Consider the following 15347-nt stretch of genomic DNA (forward strand, 5'->3'; position numbering starts at 1 on the left):
TAGAAAGGAGAAGGAAGCTTATGACAAGAAGGAGGAGGTCAGCGCTTGTACTGGCTTGTCTGCTGGTATTGATGACGGGGTGTGCAAATCATAATACTGCACAGGAGAGTGGTGCAGAAATAGAGTCAGATACAAAGGCAAATACCAACGCAGAGAAAAAGACGGGTAAAGACAAGGAAAACAGCGGGGAATCCAGCGAAAAGATAGAGGAAAACGCTTCAACTGCCAATACTTCAGGATCGAATTCCGGAAGTCCGGTAACCATAAAGATTGCAAATTATGCAGTTCTGGAAAAGGGGTATGAGGAATTCTGGCAGAATGTAAAAGAGGGATATGAGGCGAAATATCCCAATATAACAGTGGAATGGGTGACAGCACCTTACGGCGAGATTTTAAACCAGGTTATTAATATGGCAGGAGGCGGAGACAAAGTAGATTGTGTCTTCGGCGAGGATATCTGGATTCCGTCGTTGGTTGAAGCCGGACTGGCGGCCCCTATGGATCAGGTACTGGATTCGGACTTTTTAAATGACTATTATCCGGAGGCATTAACGGCACATTCTATGGATGGCACTGTGTATGCTGCTCCGCTGTATTTGACTCCGCCGGTATTATTTTACAACAAGGAACTTTTTAAGGAGGCTGGCCTGGATCCGGAGAAGCCGCCGAAGTCTTATGACGAAATGATGGTGATGGCAGAGAAGTTGTCACAGTTAAAATCATCTGACGGAAACAAGGTATATGCGTTCGGATTCCCGACTGGATCGGTGATTGTAGTGGGATCTTATCTGCAGGGGCTGATAAAGAATTTTGGCGGCGAGATTTTGGATGCGGATGGAAAGCTGGATGTGAAAAATACTGGATTCGTTGATGCCTTTAAATTTTTACAGGAGTTAGATGAAAAGGGCTATAATCCCCAGAATGCAAAGGCAAAGGATTTAAGAAATCTTTTTGCACTGGGGCAGCTGGCTATGTATTATGATAAGACTGGCGGAATCAACGGTGTCACTTCTATTAATCCGGCAGCAGCAGATTTTACAGCTACTGCATGTCCACTGGCTGGAGGAGGGGGAAGCGGTGAGACAGTTTCACAGTCCCACTGTTTTATTGCAATTGACAACGGCCAGGAGAAAAAAGAAGCGGTTAAGAATTTTATTCAGTATGTGATTACTCCTGAAGTAATGGAAGACTACATGACAAATATCGCACCTGCGTATCCGGCTAAAAAAGCCATGGATCATATGGAGGGAGTGAATAACAGTGCATTTTTAGCAGGCGCCAGGGATACAGTAAACCATCTCTCTCCCAGTTTGATGTTTCCGTCAGTGGCAGATTTTAATTTGGAACTCTGCGCTCTCGCCCAGGCTGTGACGATGGGGGATGAGGAGGTCCAGACGGCGGCAGCAGATTTTGAGAAATCTGTTCAGCCATTGCTGCCATAAAATAGGCCAGTGGTATCAACGGTTTTGTAAGCGGCAGCACGTGACTAAAATAAGAAACGTGCTGCCGCTTTGTTTATAGGAAAGTTTGATCATTAGATGACTTCCATGAGGGTCAGATTCCCTTTCGTTTGCTGGAAGGGGGACTTTGTATGTGGACTATGTACGAAGGCTTTAGAGCCTGGCCTGCTCTATTTCTTAAAACAAAAATAATTAAAAAAAGGTATTGACAACAACATTAAGTTATGGTAAAAATGGTATATACACACGAGTTGATATAAATTATAATTGTGCAAATTACTAAGAAATGGGGAAGGTAATATGATGCAGTTAACGATTGGTTTTATAACAACCTGTTCAGGACGATGGCCGAGAGAGATTCCTGAGCAAAGAAACAAAGAGTACGGAGACTGGCTCGTAGCTCAGATGCCGGAAGCAAAAGTAGTCCGTGCGCCAGAACTTGGCAGCGGAAGTGAGTCTGTAGAAGCGGCGGTCAGAGAATTTAAGCGGCAGGAAGCTGATGTCATCGTTCTTGTATACGGGGCGTTTACTGGTGATGATGTAGCTTCTTATCTTGCAGAAATGCTTCAGAAACCGATTATCCTCTGGGCACCGTATGAAGTCCCCTTTGAAAGGGAGGACAGACTGTATTCTAATGCACTCTGTTCCATGACAATGAATGCGGCCGCATTAAGACGGCTGGGAGTCTCCTGTCATACAGTTTACGGAAGCAGGGAAGAGGAGAGGGCAGCAGAGAAAGTCATAAATCTTCTTCGTGCCTATGGAGCGGTTAAGTCCTTAAAGCATACGACATTAGGTCTGTTAGGATACCGTCCGACAGCATTTTATAACTGCGCATTCGATGAAGGGCTGATTCGAAGAACCTTTGGAGTTAAGATTGAAGAGACCGATTTGAAGGTAGTTTTTGATAAGATGGATCGTTTGCCGGCGGAAGTATATGAGGCAGATATGGCGAAGATGGCGGAAATTTATGATATAGAGAACCTGCCAAAGGGTCATATGGAGAATCATTCCAGATTGTACCTGGCATTAAAAGATGTAATGGCAGAACAGCATTACGATTTTGCAGCGATTAAGTGCTGGCCGGAGATGGGAAATTTACATACGACACCGTGTGCAGTGTTGGGAAGGCTGGCTGATGATGGGATTATCATTGGGTGTGAAGGCGATGTCGATGCAGAACTGGCTCAGATGACAGAGTATTATCTCACGGGAGAGCCAAGTTTTATTACAGATTTGATTAATATTGATGAGGAGAAGAATGTAATCACCTTCTGGCACTGTGGAAATGCAGCTCCATCTTTATTTAATAAGGAGTATGAGGTGGAAATCAGAAACCATCCGCTGGCTGGACAGGGAACCGCTTTTTATGGGGCACTGAAGCCTGGAAAGGTGACGGTTGCCAGGTTCTGTAATATTGACGGAGCATATAAACTCTTTCTTCTCAGCGGAGAAGCAGTCGCAATGGATCGCTGTACAAAAGGCGTTACAGCCAGTGTAAAAGTGGAGCGGCCGGTTAGAGAGATCATAGAAGGAATTATAGCAGAGGGAGTGCCTCACCATTACAGTATTGTCTGGGAAGATGTGGCGGAAGCCATGAAGGGAATCTGTGCATTGCTTAATATTCCGGTTATTGAGATGTAAAAGCTGACTGTGGTCATTGACACTTTTTCTCATGCAGAGGTATACTGAATAAAAGTACAGCACTGGAGTTTTAGAGTATGCGGCAAGGAGAAAAAAACGTATGGAGAGAAACAGTGAGCGGGTCACAAGAGCTGATGTGGCAAAGGCTGCAGGGGTGAGCGAAACCATTGTATCGTATGTCGTGAATAATAATCGTTATGTAGCGAAAGATAAAAGGCAGAGAGTGGAAGAGGCTATTGCGGCCCTGCACTACCGGCCCAACAATGTGGCGAGAGCTTTAAAGGGAAAACGAAGTAATCAGCTGCTTTTCATTGCAGATCAGATCACGAATGAATATTTCAGCAGAATTGTCAGCGAGATGGATAAGTATGCGTATGAAGCGGGATTTCTGATTTCTCTTTGCGCCAACCGAAATACACCGGAGTTTGTTTCACAGGTTATAAGCCGCCAGTATGATGGAATTATTATCAGTTCTATCAGCTTTCCGGAAGAATATGTAAGACACTTCAGTAAGGCCGGAATTCCGGTACTGCTGTTTGAACATAAGAAACACGATACTCTGCCTGAGAATGTGGCGACGCTGGCTTCCGGATTGTATTCCGGCGCGAGAAGAGGAGTAAACCATCTAATCAGCAGAGGAAAAAAGAACATAATCTACATTGATCGTATCAGCAGGCGGGGGAATGTCAGCGGTCCATCAGATCTGCGCCTCAGCGGTTACTTAGATGAGCTTCACGATCACGGCCTGGAGGCTGGTGATGGTACTGTAATAGCCGGATGCCATACGGAAGAGGAACTGACAGAGACTGTGGCGAATTACTTACGGAGTCACGAGTATGTGGATGGAATGATGGGACGTAACGATATGGTAGCCTGTATAGCCATGCAGGCGGCGATTGGAATTGGAAAACGCGTACCTGAGGATATCGGTGTTGTGGGATTTGATAATTCCAGCATCAGCCAGTTTTGTTCTCCTAAGCTTACTACACTGGAGATGCAGCGGGAAGAGATAAGCAGAACGGTTATTGATATGATGGTTCAGATGATCGGGGGGAAGATGCCGGAAAATGCGACATTTGAGACGAAACTGATCGTTCGTGAAAGCACTTAAGAAGGCATAGCAGCATTATGAAATTATAAAATGGGAAACCATTTTATATTGGGGAATATACACTCGTGTGTATATTTCCCAAGCTAATAATATAGAAACTCTAAAAACTATATTTTAATGAGGAAAGAGAGGGTATTACAATGAAAAAAAGAAGACTGGCAGCACTGGCACTTGCATGTGTTATGGCATTAACCACAGGATGTTCCGGTGGAGGCGGCAGTACGGCGGGGAGTGCAGCAGACACGGAAGCGAAGACAGAGGCAGGGGCAAAAGAGGAAGCGAAGACGAGCGAAGCTGGAAGCGGAGAAAAGGTTACATTAAAAATTGCCAACTATGCCGTTCTGGAAAAGGGATATGATGAGTTCTGGAGCAGCGTAAAGGCCGGATATGAAGAGAAATATCCGAATGTAACGATCGAATGGGTAACAGCACCTTATGGAGAGATATTAAATCAGGTTATCAACATGGCAGGCGGCGGAGACCGTGTGGACTGTATTTTCAGTGAGATGATCTGGCTGCCAGCACTGGTAGATTCTGGTCTTGCAATGCCGATGAAGGACGTCCTGGATGAATCCTTCTTAAATGACTACTATGCGAATATTCTTGAGGCACACTCTGTCGATGGAGAGGTTTACGGAGCGCCGCTTTATGTATCTCCGTCCCTTCTATTCTACAACAAGGAGTTGTTTAAGAAAGCCGGCCTGGATCCGGAGCAGCCGCCAAAAACCTATGATGAGATGCTTACAATGGCTGAGAAGCTATCAACTCTGACAACGGATGATGGAAATAAAGTATATGCGTTTGGGCAGCCGACAGCGTCTGTTATCGTAATTGGTTCTTCTATTCAGGCGTTTGCAGCTAACTTTGGTGGAAAGGTTATTGACGATAACGGCAAGCTTACTGCTGACGATCCTGCATTTAAAGAATCCCTGGAGATGTTAAAACTTCTGGATCAGAAGGGATACAATCCGCAGAACGCGAAACCGAAGGATTTAAGAAACTTATTTGCACTCGGCCAGTTGGCTATGTATTACGATAATTCATGGGGCTTTAACGGTGCAAAGTCCATTAACCCTGATGTAGTGAACTTTGCTGCAGCGGCAGAGCCGCTAAAGGGCGGAAACGGTGATGGTGCATCAACACTTCAGTCTCACTGCTTTGTAGCAGTGGACAATGGACCGGAACATGTAGAAGCAGTTAAAAATTTTATCCAGTATGTAATTACACCTGAAGTATTAAATGACTATATTGCCAACATTGCGCCAGCTCTTCCGGCGAAAAATTCTATGAAGGATATGGAAGCTGTAAAAAACAGCCCGATTTTAAATGGTGCCGGGGATTCTGTTGAGAAGGCAGAACCGGTTTATATGTTCCCAACATTATCTGAATTTAACCTGGAACTTTGTGCACTGTCACAGGCAGTAACGGTAGGAGGAGAGGACGTGGATACGGCGATCGAAGGATTTAAGACGGCCGTACAGCCACTGCTTCCATAGGGAATGAAAGATAGTATAAGAATCAAAGAAAGAGAAATGAGGTAAAAGGATATGGCAGGAAAGAAACCGAACGTTGTATTTATTCTGACGGATGATCAGGGAATCTGGTCCATGGGCTGTTATGGCAATTGCGAGATCCGGACGCCAAACCTTGATAAGTTGGCGAGACAGGGAGTGAGATTTGATAACTTTTTCTGTACGTCACCGGTTTGTTCTCCTGCCAGAGCTTCTCTGTTAACAGGAAAGATTCCGTCACAACACGGAATTCTTGATTATCTAAGCGGAGGGAACGGAGGCGCTTCCCAGGCAGCAATTGAGTTTTTAAAGGATCACCGCGGGTATACGGATATCCTGGCCGAAGAAGGCTACACCTGTGGACTGAGCGGAAAATGGCATTTAGGCGACGGCGGCCATCCGCAGAAGGGCTTCTCCTTCTGGTACGCACACCAGAAGGGGGGCGGCCCCTACTATAATGCACCAATGTTCCGGGACGGAAAAAAGGTGGAGGAAGAAGGGTACATAACAGATATTATTACTGATGAAGCGATATCTTTCATAGACAGAGAAAAGAATAAAAAGCAGCCATTTTATTTAAGCGTGCATTATACTGCTCCCCATTCTCCGTGGATTAACTGCCATCCGAAGAAATATACGGATATCTATGAGGATTGTCCGTTTGAAACATGTCCACAGGGAGAGATACATCCGTGGGCAAAGACAGAAGTACTCGCAGGATATCAAAGGCCCAGAGAATCCCTGATCGGTTACTTTGCAGCGGTTACGGCTATGGATGATAATGTAGGGCGTATTTTAAAGAAGCTGGAAGAGGAGAATCTGATGGAAGATACTTTGATCATTTTCTCCAGTGATAACGGCTTTAACTGCGGTCATCATGGAATATGGGGGAAGGGAAATGGTACGTTCCCGCTCAATATGTATGATTCTTCTGTAAAGGTTCCTTTCATTATGTGTCATAAGGGCCATATTCCGGAGAACCAGGTATGTGATGAGATGCACAGCGGATATGATTTTATGCCGACTCTTTTGGAATATCTGGGATTTGAGAATGACGAAGCGGATGAACTACCGGGAAAGAGTTTTCTGCCGGCACTGATGGGACAGGAGCATAAGAATGAAGATGGCAGAGTTGTTGTATTTGATGAGTATGGGCCAGTCCGTATGATTAGGAGCAGGAAGTATAAGCTGGTACACAGATATCCATATGGTCCTGATGAATTCTATGATTTGGAAGCGGATCCGGGGGAGACGCATAACGGAATCGAAGATGAACAGTATCAGGAGATGATACAGGATATGAAGAAGCAGATGGAACTGTGGTTTTTACAGTACGTGGATCCAAGAATTGATGGTGCTAAGGAGCCGGTTATGGGCGGCGGACAGAGAGACTTAGCAGGACTTTTGGGACCTGGTATCAATGTATATGGGGAAAATATATAAAGGGAGTTGTAACAATGGAGAAAGGTATTAAGAAATCCCTCTGGAAGAGCCAGACGGGTGATAAAATATTTGCGATCGCGCTGATGATTCCGGCCATTATCACAACAGTTTCATTTATTCTGGTTCCTGTTGTGGATTCAATTTACCGAAGTTTTTTCGATTATAAGGTGAGAAATATTATCTCGGGTCAGCCGGGGGTATGGAATAACTTCGCCAATTATACAAAGTTGTTTTCCAACGGAAAGCTGATTCCGTCCATGACTAACACCCTGGCGTTTGTCTTTGGAGTGGTTATTGCTCAGTTCGTGCTCGGTATGGCTTTGGCACTGATTCTTAACAGCAATGTAAAATTTTCAAGGTTTATCCGAAGTATTATGATGGTTCCCTGGGTGGTTCCGACACTGATTTCTGGTCTTGTATGGTTGTGGATGTTCCAGCCTCAGTACGGTCTGGTTAAGTATTTCGTAGGAATCTTAACAAAAGGCAGAATTACGGATTTTGCGATTTTAAATAATCCGGCTACGGCCATGTTTGGTGTATCGGTAGCGGCATTGTGGAAGCAGATTCCACTTGCCACACTGCTTCTGCTGGCCGGACTTGCCAATGTCCCGGAGGATATGCAGGAAGCGGCAAAGATTGATGGAGCGAACGGTGTTCAGCGATTTTTCCGCATCGTCCTTCCATACATGAAGAGTGTAATCAAGGTTACGGTATCCATGTCCATCATTGAGAACTTCAAACAGTTCCCGCTGTTCTGGACTATGACAGGCGGTGGCCCTAATAACTCGACGACCACCATGGCGATCTTAAGCTACCGGGAGGCGTTCGTCTCCAACAACTTTGGATCAGGAGCTGCGGTTACAACCGTCTGGATGCTGATGATGATTATCGTAGTCTATATTTATAACCGCATCTTCAAGAGCGAAGACATGTAGAGGGGGTGGAAAGCTTATGAAACGAAAACGTATCCTTAATGGCGTAATAAAATACGTGGTGTTAATTATAATTCTCGTCTTTTTGCTGTTCCCCCTTTTGTGGGTATTGCTGACGTCCTTTAAGACCAATATGGAGGCGTACAAATTCCCTCCGACCTTTATTGTGAGGAATCCTACTTTCCAGAGTTATATCAATCTGTTTACTGTGGATAATGATTTCTTTACCTATTATAAGAACAACTTTATTGTAGCCGGTTCCACCGCGCTGCTGACAACCTTTATGGCAATTATTTCCGGTTATGCACTGTCCCGTTTCCACTTTAAGTGGAATAAATGGATTATAGCTGCATTTACCTCCGCTCAGATGTTCCCGGTTGTCAGCCGTTTGATTTCCCTGTATAAAATACTTGGAGATGTTAACCTGATTAATACCCATGCGGGACTGATCCTGGCCATTGCTGCCGGACAGCTGCCGTTCACTATCATGCTGATGTCCAGTTTCTATGACGGGATTCCGAGAGAACTGGAAGAGGCGGCTCGTGTAGACGGAGCAGGCAGGTTTGGAACACTGTTTCGAGTCGTTGTTCCATTAGTGAAACCCGGCATGCTGGCAGTTGGTATTTACGCATTCTTGCTGTCCTGGGATGATTATTTACACGCATCCACACTCATACAGACAGACTCGCTTCGGACATTATCCGCAGGCGTGGCGCTTCGCTATCTGGGCGAGCTTTCCTATGACTGGTCTCTGATCAATACGATATCCATTGTGGGCACAATACCTATGGTAATTGTATTCTTCTTCTTCCAGAAATATATGATTAAGGGCCTGGTAGCTGGAGCTGTAAAAGGTTAAGAAAAAGGAGAAAATTATGCTTGTAACTAACAAAGAAAATCTAATTGAGGCATCCAAAAACGGATATGCCATTCCAGCACTCAACACGCAGGGCGGAAACTACGATATCATATGGGCTGCATGCCGTGCGGCTGAGGAGATGAAATCTCCCATCATTCTGGCGCACTATGTGTCTACTGGCGCTTATTCTGGTCATGACTGGTTTGTACAGGTCTGCAAGTGGTGTGCCGACAAGGTGTCAGTCCCTGTATCTATTCATCTGGACCATGGTGCTGATTTCGACATTTGTATGGAGGCTCTGAAGTTAGGCTTTACCTCCGTGATGATCGACGGTTCCACAAGTCCGATCAAAGAGAATGCTGCTATGACCAATGAGGTAATAAAGGTGGCAAAATGCTTTGGTGTGCCGGTAGAGGCGGAAATCGGAGAACTCCTTCGTCTTGACAATATGGGGACAGTGATGGAAAATAAGAATATTGTAGATCCCTGTGAGGTGAAGGAATTCCTGGAAATGTGCCAGCCCGATTCCCTGGCGATTGGCATTGGTAATGCCCATGGCTATTACAAAGGAGAGCCGGATATCCATTTAGAAGTACTGGAGGCAGTGAGAAAATTTACGGATATCCCACTGGTGCTTCATGGCTGTACTGGAATGAAGGAAGAGATTGTGAAGGAAGCGATCAAGCTGGGTGTGGCAAAGATTAATTTTGGTACCGAGATCCGGTATAAATACGTGGAACACTATGAAGAAGGACTTAAGGCTCTGGATCATCAGGGACATTCCTGGAAATTGTCCCAGTTTGCCAATGACAGGCTGACAGAAGACATCAAGGATATTATCCGCCTGGCCGGTTCTGAAGGAAAAGCTTAAAATAACGTGACAGTTCAGACGGCGGGACAATTGGCTCAGAAAGCAGCGTAAAGCTTGCTTGTAAGCGGTTTTCTGCACCAATTGTCACATCGGATGAATATCCGATGCTTCTTGACCGGCTTTTTCGGTCAAGAAGATGAGCTATCTGAACTGTTACAAAATAAAGAGAGGACTTATTAAAATGGAAAAGAGAAACAGTGAAGTTACATACAAAGAAATTTACTTACAGCCGGAGTCATTCGAGGCAATCAACAACACGCTTGGGGACATCTATGGTGTTCTTGACAAGGTATTCGCAGAAGATTACGATGAGCTGATCTTTACCGGCTGCGGCACCAGCCTCTATCTGGCCCAGGCAGCGGCCCACGCGTTTTCAAGCTACAACGCGATACCATCAAAAGCGGTGTGCTGTTCGGAGCTCTATTATTTCCCGGAGACCTTTGTGAAGAACCGGAAGGTGCTTGTTCTTCCGATTACGAGAAAGAGCTATACGACAGAAGTGCGCATGGCCATCGATAAAGTGAGAAGCTATCCAGGAGTAAAATCGCTGGCGATTACCTGTGATCAGGACAGCGCGCTCTACAATGATTTTATGATCCTTTCCCCGGATACGGCGGAGGACAGTGTAATTATGACCCGTTCTTTCACCAGCATGGTGTATTTGGCAGCTGTTATGGCAATGTATGCAGGCGGTAAGAAGGACGAGATCGCAGCCATGGCCGGTTACGGCGACAGCGCCCGGGACGCGTTAAAGAAGATGGATGATCTGGCAAAGAGTATTATCACAGAGCATGAGGGACTGAATCTGTTTATCACGCTTGGCCAGGGCATCAACTACGGCGTCGCCAACGAGTGCATGAACAAGATGAAGGAGATGGGACTCTCCAATTCGGAGGCTTACTTCTCACTGGAATACCGCCACGGCCCGATGAGCCTGGTGGATGAGAACACCCTGATTATCTTTTTAAGCCATTCTGAAACCGTAAAAGAGGATGCGAAGCTCCTCGCGCAGATGAAGGAATACGGAGCAGTGACAGTGGCAATCGGAAACACAGCTTCCGCAGATCTGAAAGACGCGGACTACTGCCTCGACCTGCCATATGGCTATAACGATACGCAGAATGCGGCAATTATAGGATTCATCGGTCAGTTTATAGGCTATTATATTGCAGAAAAGAAGGGTATTGATGCAGATTCCCCGAGGCATTTATCCCAGGCGATTGTGATATCCGCGTAGGCAATGAGCCATGCGAAAAACGGCAGACAGAAAATTGCGTTGTGCTTGCACAAAAGCAATTTTCTGTCTGCCGTTTTTCATAGGGCGAAGCCCGCGACCGAATGACCGAAGGTCATGAGGTGCATGGCGGACTTAGCCATAATCCAATCCCCCAGCTGCCGCGGGAATTGCAGCCCCCTCCGAAGTTGTTTATCCGGAATGTTTCCAGAGTTTTATCGATATATATGATTATGGGATTGCCAGGAGTTTTAAAATTCGCGGGTAAATTTAATATTATAGTTGTTTTTCGTAATAATTGTTCAGATTCTCGTCAGTATTTGCCAGAATCTGTCAGATTATTATAAGGGTTTATTAAAGTCTTCCGTTTGAAAATCTGTTACAATAGAACCAGTAAAACAAAAAAAGTCTGAAACCGAAAAGAAAGGAGCAGATGCAATGAAAAAAATAAAGGTTACGAAACTAATTAAATGGTTTATCGTTCTGACAATGGTACTCTGTATCTGTTCCGGTTTCGTTGTTGCCGGTAAGGGATACTCCATGTACTGGAACGCGCTGGATCAGATGAGTCTGGCAGATAAAGTAGAGTCCATTCAGGATAAGGAACATTATACGACATTTGAAGATCTGCCGGAGGTGTATGTGAACGCGGTGGTTTCTGTGGAAGACCACAGATTTTACAATCATTCGGGAATCGATCTCATCGCCATCGGAAGAGCCGTGTTTAATGACTTGCGTGCAGGCAGGTTCGTGGAGGGCGGAAGCACCATCACCCAGCAGCTGGCAAAGAATCTTTACTTCAGCCAGGAAAAGGAGATGACGAGGAAAGCCGCGGAGGTCTTCATGGCTTTTGACCTGGAACGTAATTACAGCAAGGAAGAGATCCTGGAGCTGTATGTAAATACGATCTATTACGGAGACGGATATTACACCGTGGCCGATGCCAGCGAAGGCTATTTTGGCAAGGCGCCGGAAGAGATGAGTAAGTATGAGAGCACGCTTCTGGCGGGAATCCCGAATGCACCTTCCAGATATGCGCCGACTAAAAATCCCGTTCTGGCAGAAAAACGCCAGATGCAGGTGTTAAGACGCATGGAAGACTGTGGTTACTTCTCTACGGAAGAAGCGGAAACAGTGGCGGCACAGATGGTTGCAATCAATTAATCTGATTAACTAAATATTGAAATCACCGGTGTTACTCCAGACTGAGAAAGAGTTTGAGCGGAGCGGCCCCGGTGATTTTTTATGTGCAGTGACAAGCATTGAAAATGGGGAAGAGGAAAAATAACTGGAAGTACTCTTGGAAAACAAGTATAATTGTAGGAGCGTTAAGCAAGGGGGCGACAAGCGGATCAGGAACAGTCTTCTCTTGTACGAAAATAAAAACATGATAAAATTGTAAACTTTACTATAAAATGCTATAATCGGACATGAGGCTGGAAATGGATTCGTATGGGGCGTGGAGTCTTAAGAAAGCGAGGCCTGAAGTGTGAAGGATTTGCCAGAAGAAAGTAATGCAAGAGAGTGTAATGCAAGAGAAAGAAGTGCAAACGCTGTAGAGGAACCGCTTGCCGAGCGGATTGATGGCCGGATTTATATTATGAGGAAACCAAAACGGTGGCATCAGCGGATTGTCAGAATTTTAAAGGAAATGATTGAGGAGTACCGGAAAACGAATCCGGGACTCTGTGAAGTGCGTACGGCTCCATTTGGCCTTACTCTGGCCGGAGGGGGGACGACTTATCTGATCCCTGATCTCTGCGTGATTCTTGACCGGGGAAAGCTGACGGACCATGGCTGCAACGGGGCGCCGGAGATTGTAATCGAGGTGGTAGCGCCGGAGTCCCAGTATATGGATTACCGGATCAAACTGACCAGATACCGGAATGCAGGTGTAAAAGAGTACTGGATCGTGGATCGGGACTGGGATCACGGTTACGTCTATTACTTCGATGACGGTGATATGGATCTGGCCTCTTTTTCCGGTGCGCTGGGGTCCAGGGTGTGCAGGGGACTGGTGTTTGATTTCTCCAGATTGAAACACCAGAAGTAAAGTTTCTGGTGGAAATCCTGCGGGAAATCCGGTATAATTGCAGAAAACAGGTACGGGACAGAAAACATGATATCTGATTTACGGAAAGGAAGAAACGATTATGGCAGCAGCGGAAAACAAAGGAAAAAGGCTCAGCAAATATGTGGACAATTATGTGGTGTTTGATTTGGAAACTACAGGAATCAGCTCGGTAAAGGATGATATCATCGAGATATCTGCCCTGAAGGTGAAGAATCATGAACGGGTGGAGACCTTTTCAAGGCTGGTGAATCCGGGGCGTCCCATTCCGGCAGGGGCCACGAAGGTGAACGGGATTACCGATGAGATGGTTCAGAATGAGCCTGGGCTCGCCCATATCCTGCCGGAGTTTTTAAACTTTATCGGCGGAGAGATTTTGATCGGCCATAATATTCAGTCTTTTGATCTTCTGTTTCTGAACCGCGTGGCCGGCGAGGTGTGTGGGACGGCAGTGCTCAACGATTTTATTGATACGTTATATATGGCCAGAGCATGCCTTCCGGGGCTTTCCCATTACCGGCTTACGGATCTGGCGGAGTATTTTAAGATCAGTTCGGAGGGGGCTCACCGGGCGCTTAACGACTGCGTGATGAACCAGATCTGCTATGAGCATATGGGAAAACTATTGAAGGACGCGGACATTCCGGTCTGCCCCAGATGCGGGGGAGAGCTTACAAAACGAAATGGCAATTTCGGCCCATTCTATGGCTGCTCCAACTACCCGGTCTGCAGGTATACGAAAAATATTGTTGTATAAGATGTAAGAAAACGGAAAGAGACATGGCGCCTGTTTTGTGATACACTGAAAGAAAAGAGTGAAGCGTGCCGGAAGGCAGGAAAGGACAGGGAGATGGAGGATAAGAATCTGTATAACAAAGTCATGCTGATTGCATTTTGTATTATTCTTGTACTGCTGGGAGCGGGAATGTACAGCCGCAGCACAGCCGCACAGCGGGCCTCAGAGAATTACGTTCCCAGAGGAAACGTCCAGGAAGTACAATTGGAAACAGAGCGTACTGCTGTATGAACGCTGTTTTGACATACATAAGGAATATGGCGCCTTACATGGCGTATGCGGTACCGGTCATATGGATCGTCCGTTTAATCGCTGTGCGGAGGCTGCGTAAGAGTCACAGGAGCACCACAGTATGTCATGAGGCAGGACTGTGGTGCTTTCTGCTCTTTATGGCGGGGCTGGCCTCCATTACTATCATTCCGCGCAGCGCGGAGGGCGGGCTTACCGGTTTTGTGGGGCTGAAGGGATTTTCGAGGATCAATCTGATTCCGTTCCGCATTATTATGGATTCGTGGAAAGCCCTGTCAGACGGAAACTGGATTTATCCCATGATTAATATAGCAGGAAATATCGTGATGTTCATGCCGGCGGGCTTTTTCACAGCGCTTCTCTGGAAAGGGGAGTCCTTAAAGAAAGCGGCCTTTGCGGGCTTCTTTTTTTCGCTTACGGTGGAGATATGTCAGCTGCCCCAGGCGAGGGGGACGGATATCGATGATTTGTGGCTCAACACGCTGGGCGCTGTTCTGGGCTATGGTGTATTTTGGTTGATAAAAAGATACAGACCGCTGTGGATCCCGGGATTTCGGGTCAGAGAGACATCTGGTATGCAGGTTAAAGGAGAGACGAAATGACATTTGAGATTGTGAAGGCGGAGGAGAAGGATTATGAGCTTTTTGCTTCCATTATTCAGAAAGTATATGAGGCGATGGAGCAGAAGGAGTGGTTTGCGGCCGATAATGCGGAGTACACATACGAAATGCTGAAATACAGCAACGGAGTCGGTTATAAGGCGATTCATCAGCCCTCGGGCGCGGTGGCTGGAATTTTACTTACGACATTTCCCGGGGATTCCGAGGAAAATCTGGGGCGCGATATTGGCCTTCCGGAATCGGAGCTTTTGCTGGTGGCTCATATGGATTCCGTGGCAATTCTTCCGGAGTACCGTGGTGCAGGCCTCCAGAAAAGGCTGATGCAGCACGCGGAGCAGGAACTGGCAGAACGGGGATACCGTTATTTTATGTGCACGGTGCACCCGGAAAACCGGTACAGCAGGCAGAATATCATCAAGCAGGGCTTTAAACCGGTAAAAACTGCGCTGAAGTATGGAGGTTATCGGAGGGAGATATTTTTACGCGACAGGAGCGAAGGTCTGGATTGACGGATCATTATTTGATGGATGATCATTTGACGGATGT

Annotated in this window: 15 protein-coding genes; all 15 read left to right on the forward strand. The window is 46.1% G+C overall.

Translation table 11 applies throughout. The features are described from left to right. The first annotated feature begins 20 nt into the window (after positions 1-20). The 15 genes from M1L66_RS08940 to M1L66_RS09010 all read left to right on the forward strand — a co-directional run bounded on the left by M1L66_RS08940 (position 21) and on the right by M1L66_RS09010 (position 15310). Positions 21-1442 (forward strand): ABC transporter substrate-binding protein, encoded by a 1422-nt coding sequence (locus M1L66_RS08940; RefSeq protein WP_434692339.1) that lies wholly within the window; start codon positions 21-23, stop codon positions 1440-1442. Between the two features lie 318 nt (positions 1443-1760). Continuing rightward, positions 1761-3104 carry an L-fucose/L-arabinose isomerase family protein gene (locus tag M1L66_RS08945; RefSeq protein WP_187022758.1) on the forward strand — a complete coding sequence of 448 codons (1344 nt, stop codon included), beginning with the start codon at positions 1761-1763 and terminating at the stop codon, positions 3102-3104. A 100-nt stretch (positions 3105-3204) separates the two neighbouring features. Beyond that, complete coding sequence (locus M1L66_RS08950) at positions 3205-4215, forward strand: LacI family DNA-binding transcriptional regulator (protein WP_187022757.1); 1011 nt, start codon at positions 3205-3207, stop codon at positions 4213-4215. 140 nt (positions 4216-4355) lie between these two features. Continuing rightward, positions 4356-5711, forward strand: coding sequence for an ABC transporter substrate-binding protein (locus M1L66_RS08955; protein WP_187022756.1), 1356 nt, complete (start codon positions 4356-4358; stop codon positions 5709-5711). Between the two features lie 51 nt (positions 5712-5762). Next, a complete protein-coding gene (locus M1L66_RS08960; protein WP_434692342.1) occupies positions 5763-7169 on the forward strand; it encodes a sulfatase-like hydrolase/transferase in 1407 nt (468 codons plus the stop codon). A 14-nt stretch (positions 7170-7183) separates the two neighbouring features. Next, positions 7184-8104 carry a carbohydrate ABC transporter permease gene (locus M1L66_RS08965; RefSeq protein ID WP_055656136.1) on the forward strand — a complete coding sequence of 307 codons (921 nt, stop codon included), beginning with the start codon at positions 7184-7186 and terminating at the stop codon, positions 8102-8104. Positions 8105-8120: 16 nt separating this feature from the next. Further along, positions 8121-8960 carry a carbohydrate ABC transporter permease gene (locus M1L66_RS08970; RefSeq protein ID WP_055656134.1) on the forward strand — a complete coding sequence of 280 codons (840 nt, stop codon included), beginning with the start codon at positions 8121-8123 and terminating at the stop codon, positions 8958-8960. 16 nt (positions 8961-8976) lie between these two features. Further along, positions 8977-9831: a class II fructose-bisphosphate aldolase gene (locus M1L66_RS08975; protein WP_434692346.1), complete on the forward strand. Its 855-nt coding sequence runs from the start codon at positions 8977-8979 to the stop codon at positions 9829-9831. A gap of 181 nt (positions 9832-10012) precedes the next feature. After that, the gene (locus M1L66_RS08980) at positions 10013-11068 is read left to right on the forward strand and encodes an SIS domain-containing protein (protein ID WP_110321244.1); all 1056 of its coding nucleotides are present in this window, start codon (positions 10013-10015) and stop codon (positions 11066-11068) included. A gap of 435 nt (positions 11069-11503) precedes the next feature. After that, positions 11504-12229 (forward strand): transglycosylase domain-containing protein, encoded by a 726-nt coding sequence (locus M1L66_RS08985; protein WP_434692349.1) that lies wholly within the window; start codon positions 11504-11506, stop codon positions 12227-12229. A 325-nt stretch (positions 12230-12554) separates the two neighbouring features. Next, a complete protein-coding gene (locus M1L66_RS08990) occupies positions 12555-13118 on the forward strand; it encodes a Uma2 family endonuclease (RefSeq protein WP_434692352.1) in 564 nt (187 codons plus the stop codon). A 100-nt stretch (positions 13119-13218) separates the two neighbouring features. After that, the gene (locus M1L66_RS08995) at positions 13219-13893 is read left to right on the forward strand and encodes an exonuclease domain-containing protein (RefSeq protein WP_434692354.1); all 675 of its coding nucleotides are present in this window, start codon (positions 13219-13221) and stop codon (positions 13891-13893) included. Between the two features lie 93 nt (positions 13894-13986). Further along, positions 13987-14163 carry a hypothetical protein gene (locus tag M1L66_RS09000; RefSeq protein ID WP_002600821.1) on the forward strand — a complete coding sequence of 59 codons (177 nt, stop codon included), beginning with the start codon at positions 13987-13989 and terminating at the stop codon, positions 14161-14163. 38 nt (positions 14164-14201) lie between these two features. After that, entirely contained in the window at positions 14202-14783 is a 582-nt protein-coding gene (locus tag M1L66_RS09005) for a VanZ family protein (protein ID WP_434692356.1), read from the forward strand. Continuing rightward, positions 14780-15310: a GNAT family N-acetyltransferase gene (locus tag M1L66_RS09010; RefSeq protein WP_187022745.1), complete on the forward strand. Its 531-nt coding sequence runs from the start codon at positions 14780-14782 to the stop codon at positions 15308-15310. The genes M1L66_RS09005 and M1L66_RS09010 overlap by 4 nt, the downstream gene beginning before the upstream one ends. The last annotated feature ends 37 nt before the right edge of the window (positions 15311-15347 follow it).

It is taken from the genome of Hungatella sp. SB206 (genome assembly GCF_051132295.1).
In the GTDB taxonomy this organism is placed as follows: domain Bacteria; phylum Bacillota; class Clostridia; order Lachnospirales; family Lachnospiraceae; genus Hungatella; species Hungatella effluvii.